Origin of the sequence: Streptomyces sp. NPDC001728 (genome assembly GCF_040297565.1) — a bacterium.
In the GTDB taxonomy this organism is placed as follows: domain Bacteria; phylum Actinomycetota; class Actinomycetes; order Streptomycetales; family Streptomycetaceae; genus Streptomyces.
The window spans coordinates 35701-53417 of the sequence record NZ_JBEOZK010000030.1; the positions used below are offsets into that span (position 1 = coordinate 35701).

20 protein-coding genes are annotated in these 17717 nt (G+C 69.0%); 6 read left to right on the top strand and 14 right to left on the bottom strand.

Annotated features, from left to right (window positions below; all coding sequences use genetic code 11):
• Positions 1-129: 129 nt before the first annotated feature.
• The 3 genes from ABT154_RS31530 to ABT154_RS31540 form a co-directional block, all read right to left on the bottom strand.
• Positions 130-453, bottom strand: coding sequence for an STAS domain-containing protein (locus ABT154_RS31530; protein WP_015036221.1), 324 nt, complete (start codon positions 451-453; stop codon positions 130-132).
• Between the two features lie 126 nt (positions 454-579).
• On the bottom strand, positions 580-1428 hold the full coding sequence (locus tag ABT154_RS31535) for a 3-hydroxyacyl-CoA dehydrogenase family protein (RefSeq protein ID WP_351861464.1): 849 nt from the start codon (positions 1426-1428) through the stop codon (positions 580-582).
• Between the two features lie 232 nt (positions 1429-1660).
• A complete protein-coding gene (locus ABT154_RS31540; RefSeq protein WP_351861466.1) occupies positions 1661-2299 on the bottom strand; it encodes a TetR/AcrR family transcriptional regulator in 639 nt (212 codons plus the stop codon).
• A gap of 88 nt (positions 2300-2387) precedes the next feature.
• Here ABT154_RS31540 and ABT154_RS31545 point away from each other — a divergent pair, with 88 nt between their 5' ends.
• The 3 genes from ABT154_RS31545 to ABT154_RS31555 are packed head-to-tail and all read left to right on the top strand — an operon-like array spanning position 2388 to position 4507.
• The gene (locus tag ABT154_RS31545) at positions 2388-3161 is read left to right on the top strand and encodes an ABC transporter ATP-binding protein (protein ID WP_351861468.1); all 774 of its coding nucleotides are present in this window, start codon (positions 2388-2390) and stop codon (positions 3159-3161) included.
• 10 nt (positions 3162-3171) lie between these two features.
• Positions 3172-3921 (top strand): ABC transporter permease, encoded by a 750-nt coding sequence (locus tag ABT154_RS31550; protein WP_351861469.1) that lies wholly within the window; start codon positions 3172-3174, stop codon positions 3919-3921.
• 13 nt (positions 3922-3934) lie between these two features.
• Positions 3935-4507, top strand: coding sequence for a cob(I)yrinic acid a,c-diamide adenosyltransferase (locus ABT154_RS31555; protein WP_351861471.1), 573 nt, complete (start codon positions 3935-3937; stop codon positions 4505-4507).
• On the opposite strand, the gene ABT154_RS31560 is transcribed toward ABT154_RS31555, so the two are convergent.
• Positions 4427-5077 carry a hypothetical protein gene (locus ABT154_RS31560; RefSeq protein ID WP_351861473.1) on the bottom strand — a complete coding sequence of 217 codons (651 nt, stop codon included), beginning with the start codon at positions 5075-5077 and terminating at the stop codon, positions 4427-4429. The genes ABT154_RS31555 and ABT154_RS31560 overlap by 81 nt on opposite strands.
• Before the next feature lie 152 nt (positions 5078-5229).
• On the opposite strand from ABT154_RS31560, the gene ABT154_RS31565 reads away from it, so the two are divergent.
• The 3 genes from ABT154_RS31565 (at position 5230) to ABT154_RS31575 (ending at position 9080) form a co-directional block, all read left to right on the top strand.
• On the top strand, positions 5230-6462 hold the full coding sequence (locus ABT154_RS31565; protein ID WP_351861475.1) for a sensor histidine kinase: 1233 nt from the start codon (positions 5230-5232) through the stop codon (positions 6460-6462).
• Entirely contained in the window at positions 6459-7112 is a 654-nt protein-coding gene (locus tag ABT154_RS31570; RefSeq protein ID WP_351861477.1) for a response regulator, read from the top strand. The genes ABT154_RS31565 and ABT154_RS31570 overlap by 4 nt, the downstream gene beginning before the upstream one ends.
• Positions 7113-7235: 123 nt before the next feature.
• Positions 7236-9080 (top strand): glycosyl hydrolase family 18 protein, encoded by a 1845-nt coding sequence (locus ABT154_RS31575; protein WP_502969631.1) that lies wholly within the window; start codon positions 7236-7238, stop codon positions 9078-9080.
• Between the two features lie 140 nt (positions 9081-9220).
• Here ABT154_RS31575 and ABT154_RS31580 read toward each other — a convergent pair whose 3' ends face one another.
• The 10 genes from ABT154_RS31580 to ABT154_RS31625 form a co-directional block, all read right to left on the bottom strand.
• Positions 9221-9667, bottom strand: coding sequence for a DUF2550 domain-containing protein (locus ABT154_RS31580; protein ID WP_317873977.1), 447 nt, complete (start codon positions 9665-9667; stop codon positions 9221-9223).
• Between the two features lie 143 nt (positions 9668-9810).
• The gene (locus ABT154_RS31585) at positions 9811-10185 is read right to left on the bottom strand and encodes a F0F1 ATP synthase subunit epsilon (RefSeq protein WP_053648591.1); all 375 of its coding nucleotides are present in this window, start codon (positions 10183-10185) and stop codon (positions 9811-9813) included.
• A 111-nt stretch (positions 10186-10296) separates the two neighbouring features.
• Entirely contained in the window at positions 10297-11739 is a 1443-nt protein-coding gene (gene atpD / locus ABT154_RS31590) for a F0F1 ATP synthase subunit beta (protein WP_351861480.1), read from the bottom strand.
• Positions 11739-12656 carry a F0F1 ATP synthase subunit gamma gene (locus tag ABT154_RS31595; protein WP_351861482.1) on the bottom strand — a complete coding sequence of 306 codons (918 nt, stop codon included), beginning with the start codon at positions 12654-12656 and terminating at the stop codon, positions 11739-11741. The genes atpD and ABT154_RS31595 overlap by 1 nt, the downstream gene beginning before the upstream one ends.
• Before the next feature lie 20 nt (positions 12657-12676).
• Positions 12677-14275 carry a F0F1 ATP synthase subunit alpha gene (gene atpA / locus ABT154_RS31600; protein WP_056567515.1) on the bottom strand — a complete coding sequence of 533 codons (1599 nt, stop codon included), beginning with the start codon at positions 14273-14275 and terminating at the stop codon, positions 12677-12679.
• 149 nt (positions 14276-14424) lie between these two features.
• Positions 14425-15240: a F0F1 ATP synthase subunit delta gene (locus ABT154_RS31605; protein WP_317873973.1), complete on the bottom strand. Its 816-nt coding sequence runs from the start codon at positions 15238-15240 to the stop codon at positions 14425-14427.
• Complete coding sequence (locus ABT154_RS31610; protein ID WP_056567509.1) at positions 15237-15782, bottom strand: F0F1 ATP synthase subunit B; 546 nt, start codon at positions 15780-15782, stop codon at positions 15237-15239. Before ABT154_RS31610 ends, ABT154_RS31605 begins: the two co-directional genes overlap by 4 nt.
• Before the next feature lie 41 nt (positions 15783-15823).
• On the bottom strand, positions 15824-16090 hold the full coding sequence (gene atpE, locus ABT154_RS31615) for an ATP synthase F0 subunit C (RefSeq protein WP_317873972.1): 267 nt from the start codon (positions 16088-16090) through the stop codon (positions 15824-15826).
• 91 nt (positions 16091-16181) lie between these two features.
• Entirely contained in the window at positions 16182-16991 is an 810-nt protein-coding gene (atpB, locus tag ABT154_RS31620) for a F0F1 ATP synthase subunit A (protein ID WP_317873971.1), read from the bottom strand.
• A gap of 222 nt (positions 16992-17213) precedes the next feature.
• The gene (locus ABT154_RS31625; protein ID WP_351861485.1) at positions 17214-17627 is read right to left on the bottom strand and encodes a Cg1360 family ATP-synthase-associated protein; all 414 of its coding nucleotides are present in this window, start codon (positions 17625-17627) and stop codon (positions 17214-17216) included.
• Positions 17628-17717 lie beyond the last annotated feature (90 nt).

Below are 17717 nucleotides of genomic sequence, written 5' to 3' on the forward strand. Positions count from 1 at the left end.
ACCGAACCCTAGACCGTGCTCGGACGCCCGGGAACAGCCGGGGTGCTCCCGAGACCAAGACGTCACGGTCTTGTGAGGATTGAGCGTGACGCCTGTTTCACACCACTGCTTCCCATGGTTGAGGGCACGTCACACGCGGGGCAGGGACTCCAGTGCGAGGCCGCCCTCGATGGCGAGGATGCGGTGCAGCTTGGTGGCGACGAGCAGGCGCTGCATCTGGGGCGGCACTCCGCGCAGGACGAGGCGCCGGCCGCAGCGGCCGGCCCGCCGGTGGGCGCCCATGATGACGCCGAGTCCGGTGGCGTCCCAGGAGTCCAGTCCGGTCAGGTCGAGCACCAGGTCGCCGACTCCGTCGTCGACGGCCGAGTGCAGGACCGTACGGGCGTCCGCCGCGCTGCGGACGTCGAGGCGGCCCCCGACGACCAGCTCGACATGGTCGCCCCTGATGTGCATATGCGCTCCCCGAGAGTGCTCCGTCTTCACAACGACTGACTGCCTCGACAGCAGAAGCGTTGCGCCTTGTCAGCGAACCGGTACCGAAATTCACCCCACGGGGTGAGGCGGGGTGGCGGGTACGGCTCAGTACTTGTAGAAGCCCTGCCCGCTCTTGCGGCCGATGTCACCCGCGTCCACCATCCGGCGCATCAGCTCCGGCGGCGCGAACTTCTCGTCCTGGGACTCGGTGTAGATGTTGTTGGCGGCGTTCACCAGGATGTCGATGCCGGTGAGGTCGGCGGTGGCGAGCGGGCCCATGGCGTGGCCGAAGCCGAGCTTGCAGGCGATGTCGATGTCCTCGGCGGTGGCGACGCCCGACTCGTGGAGCTTGGCGGCCTCGACGACGAGGGCGGAGATGAGCCGGGTGGTGACGAAGCCGGCGACGTCGCGGTTGACGACGATGCAGGTCTTGCCGACGGACTCGGCGAACGCGCGGGCGGTGGCGAGGGTCTCGTCGCTGGTCTTGTAGCCGCGGACCAGCTCGACGAGCTGCATCATCGGCACCGGCGAGAAGAAGTGGACGCCGACGACGGCCTCGGGGCGCTCGGTGACCGCGGCGATCTTGGTGATCGGGATCGCGGAGGTGTTGGAGGCGAGGACGGCGCCGTCCTTGGCGATCTTGTCGAGCGAGCGGAAGATCTCGTGCTTGACGTCGAGGTTCTCGAAGACGGCCTCGACGATCACGTCCGCGTCGGAGACGGCCTCCAGGTCGGTGGTGGCGGTGATGCGGCCGAGGGCGGCCTCGGCGTCACCGGCGTCCATCCTGCCCTTGGCGACGAAGCGGTCGTACGAGGCCTTGATGCCGTCCGTACCGCGGGTGAGGGCGGCGTCGGTGACGTCCCGCAGGACGACGTCCCAGCCCGCCTGTGCCGAGACCTGCGCGATGCCGGATCCCATGAGTCCGGCCCCGATGACGGCGAGCTTCCTGGCCACGATGTTCCACCCCTCAACGCCTGTTCACTTCTGGCTCTCCGGCGGAGATTAGCGGTCTCCGGGCGCCATGTGACCGTGAAGTAACGCGCGTCACGCCTTCTTTGACGGACGTCACACCCGCGGCACCCCGTTCGGGCGCCCACACGGTCGCCACACACCCTCGGGGGGTATGTGGTCGAGCGCCCTCGTCCGGCGCCCGCCGCCCGAGAGGAGTTGCCGCCGTGCGCCCGCGTCAGCTCTCCCGCACCGCGTAGCCGAGCACCCGGTCGCTGAGCAGCTCCTCGATCTCGTCGAGGAGTACGAGGGCCTCGCGGGAGACGGTGCTCGCCCTGGCCCCACCGGTCATCGCGCGGGTGATGTAGCCGACGACGGTGCTCTCGATCCAGGCGAGCTGCCCGCCGACGAGCAGCGGCAGCGGATCCTCGGCGGGCGCGCCGGTCTCCTCGCGGAGCGTGGCGACGACGGCGTCGTGGACCTGCTGCTGGACGTGGAAGAGCCGGGCCTTGAGGGTGGGGGCGTGCTCGATGACGTTCATGAAGGCGTCGAAGCCGTCCATGAGCCCGTACGCGGGTGACACCGCCCCGATGTCCTGGCGGAGTTCGCGCAGGACGGCCTGGGCGGCGGACTCGCCCCGGTCGCGGCCCCGGATCATCCGGGCGAGGCGCTGGGTGACGCCGTCCATCCGGTCGAGGAAGAGGTCCTCCTTGGCCGGGAAGTAGTTGTAGACGGTGTTGACGGAGACGTCCGCCGCCTCGGCGACGTCCGCGACGGTCACGGTCACGAAGCCGCGCTCCAGGAAGAGCCCGGTCGCGATGTCGGAGATCCGCTGCTTCGTCTCGCGCTTCTTGCGTTCCCTGAGTCCCTCGGCCATGCCCTCATCCTAGGCTCCCTGAAATTTCGGTGGCCCTGAATTTTTGGAGACGTTGCAAAATTTCAGTGACTCTGTTTTTGTAGTCGCCATGCCCATCATCAGTACGGCCGGGCTCGCCCGGACCTTCACCACGAAGAACGGCCCCGTGGAGGCCGTCCGCGGAATCGACCTCACCGTCCGGCCCGGCGAGATCCTCGGCCTCCTCGGCCCCAACGGCGCCGGAAAGACGACCACCCTCCGCATGCTCACCACGCTCCTGCCGCCCACCGGCGGCGCCGCCACCATCGCCGGCCACGACCTCGTGCGGGACCCCGCCGCCGTACGCCGTCGCATCGGATACGTCGCCCAGTCCGGCGGCCTCGACCCCCAGGAGACCGTCCGCTCCGAACTCGTCATGCAGGGCAGGCTCTACGGCCTGGACCGGGCGCGCGCGAACGAACGCACCGAGGAGCTCGCGGCCGACCTCGGCCTCACCGAACTCCTCGGACGGAGGACCCCGGCGCTCTCCGGCGGCCAGCGCCGCCGCCTCGACCTCGCGATGGGACTCACCCACCACCCCGAGGTCCTCTTCCTCGACGAGCCGACCACCGGCCTCGACCCCGGCAGCCGCGCCGACCTGTGGGCCCTGGTGCGGCGGCTGCGCGACGAGCACGGCACCACCGTCGTCCTCACCACCCACTACCTCGACGAGGCCGACGCCCTCGCCGACCGCCTCGTGATCGTGGACAAGGGCACGGTCGTCGCCGAGGACAGCCCTTCGGGACTCAAGGCCGCGCACGGCGTGAGCACCCTCCAGGAGGCCTTCCTCGCCGTCACCGGCCGCGGCCCGGCCCCCGCCGACACCACCCCCGTAGCGGTCTAGGAGACCCGTGATGCTGCTCCACGACACCGCGCTGCTCTTCGGGCGCTACATCCGCCAGACCCTGCGCTCCCCGTTCCAGATCTTCTTCGGCGCCCTGATGCCGCTGCTCTACCTGTTCTTCTTCGGACCGCTGCTCACCGGCCTCCCGCTGGGCCGCGAGGGCGACTCCTGGCAGATCCTCGTCCCCGGACTGCTGCTTCAGCTCGGACTCTTCGGCGCCTCGTTCGCCGGCTTCTCGATCATCATGGAGAAGAACTGGGGCGTGCTGGACCGGATGCGGGTCACCCCGGTGAGCCGGCTCGCCCTGCTGCTCGGCCGGGTCCTGCGGGACGCCACGCTCTTCGTCTTCCAGGCGGTCCTGCTCGTCGTCGTGGCGATCCCGATGGGCCTGCGGGCACCGGTCGCCGGGGTCCTCATGGGCTTCGGCTTCGTGGCCCTGCTCTCCGCCGCGCTCGCCTCGCTGTCGTACGCGCTGGCCCTCAAACTGCGCACCCCGCAGGAGTTCGGCCCCGCGATCAACACGCTCGCGATGCCGTCGATGCTGCTCTCGGGGCTGATGCTGCCGATGGCCCTCGCCCCCGGCTGGCTCGACGTGGTCTCGCACCTCATGCCGTTCCGCTATCTGGTGGACGCGGTCCGGGAGGCGTACATCGGCCACTACACGACCCCGGCCATGCTGTACGGGGTGCTCGTGGCGCTCGGACTGACCGCGGTCGCCGTGACGGTCGGCACACGCACGTTCCGGAGCGCCGGTGCCTAACTAGGCTGGACCCATGGTCAATCTGACGCGCATCTACACCCGTACCGGCGACCAGGGCACCACGGCCCTCGGCGACATGAGCCGGACCGCCAAGACGGATCTGCGGATCTCGGCCTACGCCGACGCCAACGAGGCGAACGCCGCCATCGGCACGGCGATCGCCCTCGGGCAGCTCGGCGAGGAGGTCGTGAAGGTCCTCGTCCGCGTCCAGAACGACCTGTTCGACGTGGGCGCGGACCTCTGCACTCCGGTGGTGGAGGACCCCGAGTACCCGCCGCTCCGGGTCGAGCAGGGTTACGTCGACAAGCTGGAGGCGGACTGCGACCTCTTCCTGGAGGAGCTCGACAAGCTGCGCTCCTTCATCCTGCCGGGCGGCACGCCCGGGGCGGCCCTGCTGCACCAGGCGTGCACGGTGGTCCGGCGCGCGGAGCGCTCCACCTGGGCGGCCCTCGAAGTGCACGGCGAGACGATGAACGCCCTGACGGCCACGTACCTCAACCGTCTGTCAGACCTGCTCTTCATCCTTGCCCGGACGGCGAACAAGGAGGTCGGGGACGTGCTCTGGGTCCCGGGCGGGGACCGCTGAGGCCGGACGCCCGGCGGGTGCGGCGGGCCGCTCGCCGACCGGGGCCCTCTTCGGCCAGATCGCGTAGCTGAGCGCGATCAGGCCGTGGATGCCCGCCGCCCGCCAGGCGACGAAGATCCAGCCGTGGAGACCGTCGGTGTCCCCGTCGCCGCCGACGTACCAGGCCGCCAGGAGCAGCAGCGCCGAGGCGACGGCCGCGGCGACCACGCTGCCCACCCAGACCGCGCCCTCGTGACGGGCCCGGGCCATCCCGTAGCGTGGCGGCTTCGCGGGCGGCGGCGCCTCGCCGAGGCGGTGGGCCGCGTGCCCGTCGAGCCACTTCACGGTGCGGTGGCCGTGGCCGACGGTGTAGCCGATGTAGAGGGCGGCGAGGCCGTGCTCCCAGCTGGGGTCGGCGCCGTTCTTGAGGTCGATCGCGGTGGCGACGAGGAGAACGATCTCCAGGAGCGGTTCGCACAGCAGCAGGGCCATACCCGCCCGGGGCATCTTCAGCAGATAGCGGGTGGCGAGCCCGGCGGCCAGCAGGACCCAGAAGCCGACCTCGCAGACGACGATCAGCGTGACGATCACGGCGGTTCCCCTCTCGGTTCCCCTCCAGCGTCCCGTGGGACCGGCCGGGTTTCGTCGTCGCCGGTGACGACGTACGCCTACATCCTTCGACGGAGGCGGGGATCGGCCCGGACGAGGAGGTCCCGGCACGTCGGGCCGTGTTGGATGAGAGCGTGACACTCCCCCGCCCGGTGACGACCCCCCGCCCGACCGCGATCACCCGCCCCCACCGCGTCGACCTGTTCATCGCCCTCTCGGGGCTCGCCGTCGGGGTGCTCCTGTGGTTCTTCGGGCTGTACACGAGCGCCGACCGCGTCTTCGAGCAGCGGTGGGCGGCGCTGGTGCCGCTCGCGGTGATGAGCGCCTGCGAGGCCGGGCGCCGGACGATGCCGCGGGCGGCGCTGATCGTGGGCACGCTCGCGATCGTCGCGAACCAGTTCACCAACGGGAACCTGGTCACCGTCCTGATGTTCACGGACATCGTCTACGCCGCCGTGGTGTACGGACCGCCCGCCCAGGCCCGCCGCGTCCCCTATACGACCGGGCTGATCACGGTCGCGGTGACGATCGGACTCCTCGTCTGGTGGCAGAACGCGCTGGCCCTGCTCGTCGGGGTGATCACGGGCATGGTCTCCTTCCTGCCCGCCATGACCGGCGCCATCGTCCGCAACCACCGGGAGGCCGCGGAGGCCGCCCGGCTGCGGGCCGAACAGACGGCGCTGCTCGCCGAGATGGACCGGGTGCAGGCGGTGGCGGCCGAGCGGGCCCGGATGGCGCGCGAGCTGCACGACATGGTCGCCAACCACCTCTCCGCGATCGCCATCCACTCCACGGCCGCGCTCTCGCTCGACGAACCGGCCACCACCCGGCAGGCGCTGACCGTGATCCGGGAGAACAGCGTGGCGGGCCTGGCGGAGATGCGCAGGCTGATCGGACTCCTCAGGGACAGCGGCGGGGACACCGAGCCGGCCGCCGCGCCCACCCTCGCCGGTCTGGACGCGCTGGTCGGCCAGGCACGGGCGAACGCCCGGCCCAGCGGCCTCGTGCTGGTCCTCGACGACGGCGGGGAGAGCGACGCGGGCCTCCCGGCGCCGGTCGAGCTGGCCGCGTACCGGATCGTGCAGGAGTCCCTGACGAACGCGCTCAAGCACGCCGCTCCCGGCGAGGTCCGGGTGCTGCTCGGCCGGGGTCCCGACGCCCTGACGGTCGAGGTGACGAGTCCGTACGGGGAGCGCCCCGGTCCGACGGCTCCCGGTTCGGGGGCGGGTCTGGTGGGGATGCGGGAGCGGGTGGCGCTGCTCGACGGGGTCTTCGAGGCGGGGCCGGTCACGGACCACGAGGGACACAGACGATGGCGGGTCCGGGCGGAGCTGCCCGTGGCCGCGAGCGACGAGGAGCGGGCATGACGGTGCGGGTGGTGGTGGCGGAGGACCAGTCCGCGGTACGGGCGGGGCTGGTGCTCATCCTGGGGAGCGCGCCGGACATCGAGGTGGTCGGGGAGGCGGCGGACGGCGAGCGAGCGGTGGAGCTGGCGCGCGAACTGCGCCCGGACCTGGTCCTGATGGATGTACAGATGCCCCGGATGGACGGGGTGACGGCGACCGGGATCGTGGTCGCGGAGGGGCTCGCGGACGTCCTCGTGCTGACCACCTTCGATCTGGACGAGTACGTCTTCGGGGCGCTGCGGGCGGGCGCCTCCGGATTCCTGCTCAAGAACGCGGACGCCCGGGAACTGATCGAGGCGGTACGGACGGTGGCGCGCGGCGAGGGGCTGATCGCGCCGGCGGTGACCCGGCGGCTGATCGCGGAGTTCGCGGCGGCGGGCCGTCCGGTACGGGCCTCGGGAGGGACGGATCCCGCCGTGCTCGACGCGCTGACGCCGCGGGAGCGGGAGGTGCTCTCGACGCTGGGCCAGGGTCTGTCGAACGCGGAGATCGCGGCACGGCTCGACATGGCGGAGGCGACGGTGAAGACACACGTCAGCAAGGTGCTGGGCAAGCTGGAGCTCCGGAGCAGGGTGCAAGCGGCCGTCCTGGCCCAGGAGTTGGGGGTTTAGCGGCGGACGGCGACGTTGGTCTGGACCTCTTGACGATTGGTCCAGACCTTCCTACGCTCTCGGGGCGCGCGCATCTCCACGGACCACCCCCACCCATGTCCGTCCGCAACTTGAGGAGCACCGTTGAGCACTCAAGCACCGACGCGCAGAACAGGGTTCAGACACCGGGCCGCCGCCGGTCTGACCGCCCTGATCCTGCCCCTGGCCGCCATGGTCGGCCTCGCCACCCCCGCCGAGGCCGCCACCTCGGCCACCGCCACGTACACCAAGACCCAGGACTGGGGCACCGGATTCGGTGCCAGCTGGACCGTGAAGAACACCGGTACCACCACCATCAGCTCCTGGACCGTCGAGTGGGACTACCCCGCCGGCACCTCCGTGACCTCCGCCTGGGACGCCACCGTCACCGGCTCCGGCACCCACTGGACCGCCAAGAACGTCGGCTGGAACGGCAGCCTCGCCCCGGGCGCCTCCGTCTCCTTCGGCTACAACGGCGCCGGCTCCGGCGCCCCCAGCGGCTGCAAGATCAACGGCGCCGCCTGCGACGGCAGCACCCAGCCCGGCGACAACCCGCCCTCGGCCCCCGGCACCCCCGTAGCCTCGGGCGTCACCGACACCTCGGTGAAGCTCACCTGGACCGCGGCCACCGACGACAAGGGCGTCAAGAACTACGACGTCCTGCGCGACGGCACCAAGGTCACCACCACCACCGGCCTCACCTACACGGACAGCGGCCTCACCGCGGGCACCGACTACAGCTACACGGTCGTCGCCCGCGACACCATCGACCAGACCGGCCCCGCCGCCGGCCCGGTCCCCGTCCGTACCACCGGTGGCGGCGGCACCCCGCCGCCCCACGTCGTGAAGATGGGCTACTTCACCAACTGGGGCGTCTACGGGCGCAACTACCACGTGAAGAACATCGTGACCTCGGGCTCCGCGTCCAAGATCACCCACATCAACTACGCCTTCGGCAACGTCACGGGCGGCAAGTGCACCATCGGTGACGCCTACGCCGACTACGACAAGGCCTACACCGCCGACCAGTCCGTCGACGGCGTCGCCGACACCTGGGACCAGCCGCTGCGCGGCAACTTCAACCAGCTGCGCAAGCTGAAGGCGAAGTACCCGAACATCAAGATCCTCTGGTCCTTCGGCGGCTGGACCTGGTCCGGCGGCTTCGGCCAGGCCGTGCAGAACCCGGCCGCCTTCGCGCAGTCCTGCTACGACCTGATCGAGGACCCGCGCTGGGCCGATGTCTTCGACGGCATCGACCTGGACTGGGAGTACCCGAACGCCTGCGGTCTGTCCTGTGACACCAGCGGCGCCGCCTCCTTCAAGAACATGATGCAGGCCATGCGCGCCAAGTTCGGCGCCAACTACCTCATCACCGCGGCCGTCACGGCCGACGCCTCCGCCGGCGGCAAGATCGACGCCGCCGACTACGCGGGCGGGGCGCAGTACATGAACTGGTTCAACGTCATGACGTACGACTTCTTCGGCGCCTGGGCGGCGCAGGGCCCGACGGCCCCGCACTCCCCGCTCACCGCCTACCCCGGCATCCCGCAGTCCGGCTTCAACTCCGCCGAGGCGATCGCCAAGTTCAAGGCGAAGGGCGTCCCCGCCAACAAGCTGCTGCTCGGCATCGGCTTCTACGGGCGCGGCTGGACCGGCGTCACCCAGGACGCCCCCGGCGGCACGGCGACCGGCCCCGCGCCGGGCACCTACGAGCAGGGCATCGAGGACTACAAGGTCCTGAAGAACTCCTGCCCGGCCACCGGAACCGTCGCCGGCACGGCGTACGCCAAGTGCGGCGGCAACTGGTGGAGCTACGACACCCCGGCCACGGTCACGTCCAAGATGAGCTGGGCGAAGAACCAGGGCCTGGGCGGCGCGTTCTTCTGGGAGTTCAGCGGTGACACCGGCAACGGCGAACTGGTCGGCGCCATCAGCACCGGCCTGAGCTAGCCCGTACGAACCGGTCCCGGCCGGGAGATGACGAAGCGGGGGACGGCGCAGCACGCCGCCCCCCGCTTCAGCCGTATCAGGCCACGCTCACTCCCCCCAGACTTCGTCCGGGGGGACCCCCATTCAACGGGGCAGGGAATTCAAGCAACATTGACCCGTTGCCCGGGAGGCGCCGCCTCCAGCCAGGCCATGAAGCCGGTCCGGGCGTCCTCGCTCATCGCGAGCTCCAGACGGACGCCCTCGTACATACAGGGCTGGATCACCATCTCGGACAGAAGAGCCAGCTCCTCCTCGCCCTCCGGCATCCGGCGTTCCAGAGCCACGATGGACGAGCGCTCCAGGGTACGGCGGGGGCGGGGCGAGTACGAGAAGACACGGAACCAGGCGATCTCGTCACCGCTGTAGCGGGCGACGCCGTACACCCAGCCCTTGCCGCTCGGATCCGGCTCGTCCGGGACGTTCCAGTGCAGCGAGCAGTCGAAGGTGCCGCCGGCACGCTGGATCAGCCTCCGGCGCATACCGAAGACGAAGAGCCCGATCACCACCAGTGCGACGACCAGGCCGCACACGAGCAGAGCGAGGAACATCTTCACCGACCTCCTCGCTGCGTCCCGTAGCCGGCACCGCCGGCAGAACCGAATACAACCTGCATCTGCATCGCCTCAGCCGCGGCACGGTCCGGAAAATTCCGGACCGTGCCGCGGCTGAGGGCACTACTCTGCGCGGACCGTCAGCGGACCGCTACCGCGCGCAGCCGTACATCGGCGCGCCGCTCGGCGGCGGCGTCCGAATCCGACTTCGCACGCTCCAGCGCGCGCTCGGCGCGCTGGGCGTCGATCTCGTCCGCCAGCTCGCAGACCTCCGCGAGCAGAGACAGCTTGTCGTCGGCGAACGAGATGAATCCACCGTGGACGGCGGCGACGACGGTCGCGCCCTCACTGGTACGGATGGTCACCGGGCCCGACTCCAGCACACCGAGCAGCGGCTGGTGGCCGGGCATGACGCCGATGTCGCCGGAGGTGGTACGCGCGATGACCAGGGTGGCCTCGCCGGACCAGACACTCCGGTCCGCGGCGACCAGCTCGACGTGCAGCTCAGCAGCCAAGGGTGGCTCCTCGGGTCACCACCCGGCGGTCGTGCCGGGTGTTGGGGTCAATTCTAAGGGGCGTGGTGAGGGGGGCGGGACAGGATCCCGCCCCCCTCGGGAGCACGGGGCTCAGGAGACGCCGAGTTCCTTGGCGTTGTTCTTGAGGTCCTCGATGCCACCGCACATGAAGAACGCCTGCTCGGGGAAGTGGTCGTACTCACCGTCGCAGATCGCGTTGAACGCGGAGATCGACTCGTCGAGCGGAACGTCCGAACCGTCCACACCGGTGAACTGCTTCGCCGCGTGGGTGTTCTGGGACAGGAAGCGCTCGACACGGCGGGCGCGGTGGACAACGAGCTTGTCCTCCTCGCTCAGCTCGTCGATACCGAGGATCGCGATGATGTCCTGGAGGTCCTTGTACTTCTGCAGGATTCCCTTGACGCGCGTGGCGGCGTCGTAGTGGTCCTGCGCGATGTAGCGCGGGTCCAGGATCCGGGACGTGGAGTCCAGCGGGTCCACGGCCGGGTAGATGCCCTTCTCGGAGATCGGACGGGAGAGAACCGTCGTCGCGTCGAGGTGGGCGAAGGTGGTGGCCGGAGCCGGGTCGGTCAGGTCGTCCGCGGGGACGTAGATCGCCTGCATCGAGGTGATCGAGTGACCACGGGTCGAGGTGATGCGCTCCTGGAGGAGACCCATCTCGTCGGCCAGGTTCGGCTGGTAACCCACGGCGGAGGGCATACGGCCGAGCAGGGTCGACACCTCGGAACCGGCCTGGGTGAAGCGGAAGATGTTGTCGATGAAGAACAGCACGTCCTGCTTCTGCACATCGCGGAAGTACTCCGCCATGGTCAGGCCGGCGAGGGCCACGCGGAGACGGGTGCCCGGGGGCTCGTCCATCTGGCCGAAGACCAGCGCGGTCTTGTCCAGAACGCCGGCCTCCTCCATCTCCACCATGAGGTCGTTGCCCTCACGGGTGCGCTCGCCGACGCCCGCGAAGACCGACACACCGTCGTGCAGCTTGGCCACACGGACGATCATTTCCTGGATCAGAACGGTCTTGCCGACACCGGCACCACCGAACAGACCGATCTTTCCACCCTTGACGTACGGGGTGAGAAGGTCGACGACCTTCAGGCCGGTCTCGAACATCTCGGTCTTGGACTCGAGCTGGTCGAAGGCCGGGGCCTTGCGGTGGATCGTCCAGCGCGGCGCGTCGGCCACGGTGGACTCGTCGGCGTTCAGCACCTGGCCCAGCGTGTTGAACACGCGGCCCTTGGTGACGTCACCGACGGGGACGGTGATGCCCGTGCCGGTGTCGGTCACCGGGGCCTGGCGGACCAGGCCGTCGGTGGGCTGCATGGAGATGGCGCGGACAACGCCGTCACCGAGGTGCTGGGCGACCTCGAGGGTCAGCGTCTTGGTCGCGCCCTCCTCGGTCGGGTCCATGACCTCGACGTGCAGGGCGTTGTAGATCGCCGGCATCGCGTCGACGGGGAACTCCACGTCGACGACCGGGCCGATGACCCGGGCGACGCGGCCCGTGGCGGCGGCCGTCTCAACAGTGGTCGTCATTACTTGTCACTCCCCGCGGTCGCGTCGGCCAGGGCTGCGGTGCCACCGACGATCTCGCTGATTTCCTGGGTGATTTCGGCCTGGCGGGCCGCGTTGGCAAGTCGGGAGAGGTTGTTGATCAAGTCTCCCGCGTTGTCGGTCGCCGACTTCATCGCGCGTCGCGTGGCGGCGTGCTTGGAAGCAGCCGACTGGAGCAGCGCGTTGTAGATCCGGCTCTCGACGTACCGCGGCAGCAGGGCGTCGAGGACGTCCTCCGCCGACGGCTCGAAGTCGTACAGCGGACGAAGCGTGTCCGAGTCGCCCGCCTCCTTCGCCACCTCGTCGAGGCTGAGGGGCAGCAGCCGGGCCTCGACCGCCGTCTGCGTCATCATCGAGACGAACTCGGTGTAGACGATGTGGAGCTCGTCCACACCACCCTCCGCCGTGTCCTTCTCGATCGCCTCGATCAGCGGAGCCGCGATCGTCTTGGCGTCGCCGTACGACGGCTGGTCCGTGAACCCGGTCCACGTACCGGCCAGCTTCCGCTCGCGGAAGTTGTAGTGGGCGATGCCACGACGGCCGACGACGTAGATGGCGACCTCGCGGCCTTCGCCCTCAAGCTTCGCCGTCAGCTTCTCCGCGGCCTTGATGGCGTTGGAGTTGAAGGCGCCGGCCAGACCGCGGTCGCTCGAAAGAAGCAGAACCGCGGCACGGATCGGGTTCTCCGCCTCGGTGGTCAGCGGGTGGTTGTCGTTCGCACCCGTGGCCACCGCCGTGACCGCACGCGTCAGCTCGGTCGCGTACGGCGTGGACGCCTGCACCTTGCGCTGCGCCTTGACGACACGCGAGGCGGCGATCATCTCCATCGCCTTGGTGATCTTCTTCGTCGCGGTGACGGATTTGATGCGACGCTTGTAGACCCGGAGCTGCGCTCCCATGAGTCAGGTCCCTTCCGTCGTCACTTCGAGACGTTGACGGCGGCAGGAGCGTCCTCGCCCAGCAGCTTGCCGTCAGAGGTCTCGAACTGCTTCTTGAACTCCGCGATGGCGTCGCCCACGGCCTGCAGGGTGTCGTCGGACATCTTGCCGCCCTCACGGATGGAGGTCATGAGACCGGAGTGGCTCTGGCGCAGGTACGCCAGGAGCTCGGCCTCGAAGCGGCGGATGTCGGCGACCGGAACGTCGTCCATCTTGCCGGTGGTGCCGGCCCAGACGGAGACGACCTGGTTCTCGGTGGGCATCGGCTGGTACTGAGCCTGCTTGAGCAGCTCGACCATGCGCTGTCCACGCTCCAGCTGCGCCTTGGAGGCGGCGTCCAGGTCGGAACCGAAGGCGGCGAACGCCTCCAGCTCACGGAACTGGGCCAGGTCCACGCGGAGGCGGCCGGAGATCTGCTTCATCGCCTTGTGCTGGGCGGAGCCACCGACACGCGAGACCGAGATACCGACGTTCAGAGCCGGACGCTGGCCGGCGTTGAACAGGTCGGACTCCAGGAAGCACTGGCCGTCGGTGATGGAGATGACGTTGGTCGGGATGAACGCCGACACGTCGTTCGCCTTGGTCTCGACGATCGGAAGACCGGTCATCGAACCGGCACCCAGCTCGTCCGAGAGCTTCGCGCAGCGCTCGAGGAGACGCGAGTGCAGGTAGAAGACGTCACCCGGGTAGGCCTCACGGCCCGGCGGGCGGCGCAGCAGCAGCGACACGGCGCGGTAGGCGTCGGCCTGCTTCGACAGGTCGTCGAAGACGATCAGGACGTGCTTGCCCTGGTACATCCAGTGCTGACCGATGGCGGAACCGGTGTACGGCGCCAGGTACTTGAAGCCGGCCGGGTCGGACGCCGGGGCGGCGACGATCGTCGTGTACTCGAGCGCACCGGCCTCTTCCAGGGCGCCGCGAACGGACGCGATGGTCGAGCCCTTCTGGCCGACGGCGACGTAGATGCAGCGGACCTGCTTGTTCACGTCGCCCGAGCGCCAGTTGTCGCGCTGGTTGATGATCGTGTCGACACACAGAGCGGTCTTGCCGGTCTGACGGTCACCGATGATCAGCTGACGCTGACCACGGCCGACCGGCGTCATGGCGTCGACGGCCTTGTAGCCGGTCTCCATCGGCTCGTGCACCGACTTACGGGCCATCACGCCCGGGGCCTGCAGCTCGAGGGCGCGGCGGCCCTCGGTCGCGATCTCGCCGAGACCGTCGATCGGGTTGCCGAGCGGGTCGACGACGCGACCCAGGTAACCCTCACCGACACCGACGGAGAGGACCTCACCGGTGCGCTGCACCGGCTGACCCTCCTCGATGCCGCTGAACTCGCCGAGGACGATCGCACCGATCTCGCGCTCTTCGAGGTTCAGCGCGAGACCGAGGGTCCCGTCCTCGAACTTCAGCAGCTCGTTCGCCATGGCCGAGGGAAGTCCCTCGATCTTCGCGATACCGTCACCGGCCAGGCTGACCGTGCCGACCTCCTCGCGCGAGGCCGCGTCCGGCTGGTACGACTGGACGAAGTTCTCCAGTGCGTCCCGGATCTCCTCCGGCCGGATCGTGAGCTCCGCCATCTGGGTTCCCTGCTCTCCTTGTTGGGCCCGAAGTTTCTTAAGGGGTCTGGGGGCCGACCCCCAGGAATCTTCTGCAATCTCTGCACGGCCCAACCGGGCCGCTGGTGATGCTGTGTTGCTGTGATGCCTTGTGCTGCTGGTGACGGTCGTCAGCCGGCCAGTCGGCGGGTCGCCTCGTCGAGGCGCTCCGCGATCGAGCCGTTGATGACCTCGTCGCCGACCTGCACCGTGATCCCGCCGAGGACCGAGGGGTCCACGTCCAGGTTCAGGTGCATCTCGCGGCCGTACAGCTTGGCCAGTACGGCACCGAGGCGCTGCTTCTGCTGGTCCGACAGCGGCACCGCCGTGGTGACGACAGCGACCATCCGGTTCCGGCGCGCCGCGGCGAGCTTGGAGAGGGACTCGAGTCCCGCTTCCAGGCTACGTCCCCGGGGCTGGGTCACCAGACGGACGACCAGGCGCTCGGTGGCCGGGTCGGCCTTGCCGCCGAGCAGGCTGCGGAGCAGCGCGCCCTTGGCGGTGGCCGTGGCGGCCTTGTCCGTCAGCGCCGAGCGGAGCTCGGGGCTGGAGGACACGATCCGACCGAAGCGGAACAGTTCGTCCTCGACGTCGTCGAGGGCGCCCGCCTTCTGCGCCGCGGTGAGGTCGGCGGTGTTCGCCAGTTCCTCGGCCGCGTCGACCAGGTCACGCGAACGCGACCAGCGGGAACGCACCATGCCGGACACCAGGTCGACGGCTTCGCCACCCACCTGACCGCTCAGGAGTCGCTGCGCGAGCTCGGCCTTGGCCTCACCCGACTGCGCGGGGTCCGTCAGGACCCGGCGCAGCGACACCTCGCGGTCGAGCAGCGTGGTGACTGCGGCCAGCTCGACCGCGAGCTTCGCCGCGTCGACCGACGTGTTGTCGGTCAGCGCGTCGAGGGACTCACGTCCTGCGGCCAGTGCCTCGCGGCTCGCTCCGTTCATCGGACGGCCTCGGCCTTCTCCTCGAGCTCGTCGAGGAAGCGGTCGATCGTCCGGCTCTGGCGGGCGGAGTCCTCGAGGGACTCGCCGACCAGCTTGCCGGCCAGGTCGGTGGCGAGCTTGCCCACGTCCTGACGCAGCGAAGCGGACGCGGCCTTGCGGTCGGCCTCGATCTGCGTGTGGCCGGCCGCGATGATCTCCTCGCGCTGGCGCTGGCCTTCCGCCTTCATCTCCTGGATGATCGCGGTGCCCTGCTCCGTCGCCTCCTGGCGAAGACGCGCGGCCTCGTGGCGGGCCTCGGCGAGCTGGGCCTTGTACTGCTCCAGCACACTCTGAGCCTCGATCTGGGCCGACTCGGCCTTCTCGATGCCACCCTCGATGGCCTCGCGACGCTGCTCCAGAACCTTGTTGATGTTCGGGAGGAGCTTCTTGGCGAGGAAGCCGAAGACGATGACGAAGGCGATCAGGCCGATGACGAGCTCGTCGAGATGCGGAATCAGAGGAGGCTGGGGCTCCTCCGCTGCCGCAAGAAGCAGAGCGTTCACATCAGTGCCTTCCGTAAAAAGAATCGGGCAGTCGGTCCGGCTTACTGGTAGACGAAGCCCATGACGATGCCGATGAGGGCGAGCGCCTCACAGAAGGCGAAGCCCATGATCTGGTTGGTGCGGATCAGACCGGCGGCCTCGGGCTGGCGGGCGAGGGCCTGCGTGCCGTTACCGAAGATGATGCCGACGCCGACGCCGGGGCCGATCGCGGCGAGGCCGTAACCGATCGAGGCGACGTTGCCGACGACGTTGGTCTTGGCGCTGCCACCATCGGCGGCGAGGTTGATCATGTCGAGAGCAGCGGACATGCCGTTACTTCCTTCTCTTTCAATGACCCGATGGGGGTTGGCCACCGGACGACTGATGGATTCGGGGGTGGAGCTACGGGGCCGGTACGGCTCAGTGGTGCTCGGCGAGCGCGCCCTGGACGTAGCTGCAGGCCAGGAGGACGAAGACGTACGCCTGGACAGCCTGGATGAAGAGCTCGAAGGCCGTCATCACGAGGACCATCACGAACGAGGCGCCGGCGTAGACGAAGCCCAGGCCGTTCATGAGGTACCAGGTGGCCAGCGAGAACATCACGATCAGCAGGTGACCGGCGAACATGTTCGCGAACAGTCGCACCGCGTGCGTGAAGGGCCGGATGAGCAGGTTCGAGAAGAACTCGAGGACCATGACCATCGGAAGGATCGCGCCGAGCGACTTGTCGTAGCCGACGATGTTCTTCCAGCCGCCGACGAAGCCGTGCTTCTTGAAGGTCAGCGACACCCAGAGGACGTACACGATCAGCGCGAGACCGGCCGGGAAGGCGATCAGGGAGGTGACCGGGAACTGGGCGAGCGGGATGATCGACCAGAGGTTGAGCATCCACACGAAGAAGAACAGCGACACCATCAGCGGGACGTACTTCTCGCCGTCCTTCTTGCCGATGATCTCGTAGACGATGCCGCGGCGCACGAAGTCGTAACCGGCCTCGCCGACCATCTGCATCTTGCCGGGGATCAGCTTGGGCTTGTTGAAGGCGGCCCAGAAGAACCCGACGACCACGATCGAACCCAGGATCGCCAGCAGCATCGGCTTGGTGAAGTCGATACCGCCCACGGTGAACATGGGCTCGTACATGAACGTGTGCAGGCCCGGCGCCGGGAAGCCGCATCCACTGAAGATGTGGCAATCCGGGTCGAAGGCAAGCGTCTGGTCAGCACTCACCGCGGGCTCCTTCAGCGTGGCGCATAGGTACGGCAACCTCGTTGTGTCGGCGCGGCACGCAGCCGCGGGTCGGCACTGGACTGGTCTTACGGATAAGGGGGCGGCGGTTCGGCATCGAGCCTCGCGCTGGGACAGGCGTCTCGGATGCCCGCGCCCGCAGTGCCGCAGTTGGCACCGGACGATAGCAGGAAGCCGAACGCGGCTTTATCCCGGCCCTACCCTTCACGACTTCGACCCCGTGTTTCCGGGGTCGATGTACGTGATCTTGGCCTTCATGTAGGCCCGGGCCTGTGCGGCGACCCACACCACGGTCGTCGCGAGCAGCGTGAAGGCGAAGGCCTTGAAGTCGAACAGCGTCGTGTTCTTGAGCAAGGCCAGGAAGATGAAGAGCACCAGCAACTGGGCCGTGTAGAGCATGAGCCCCATGGCCTGGAAGAGGTGCGGAAGCGACTTCGCCGTCCGCTGCAGGACCACCTGCCCGATCCCCATGAAAAGGATCACGACCAGGGTGCCGACAACGGCACCGACAGCTCCCTTGCCACCCGCGATCACGCCGCTGATGACCGTGGCGAGAGCGCCGACGGCAGCGGTGGGAACAGCGGTGTGCAAGAGGATGCGTGCGTCGTTGGACGGCATGGCGGTGTCTCCGCAGTGATGGAGGGGGCGATGGTGTCGTCATGGACGAGCGTAAGCCCGGTCCGAGGTGGGTCTCGGGGCCAACGGACC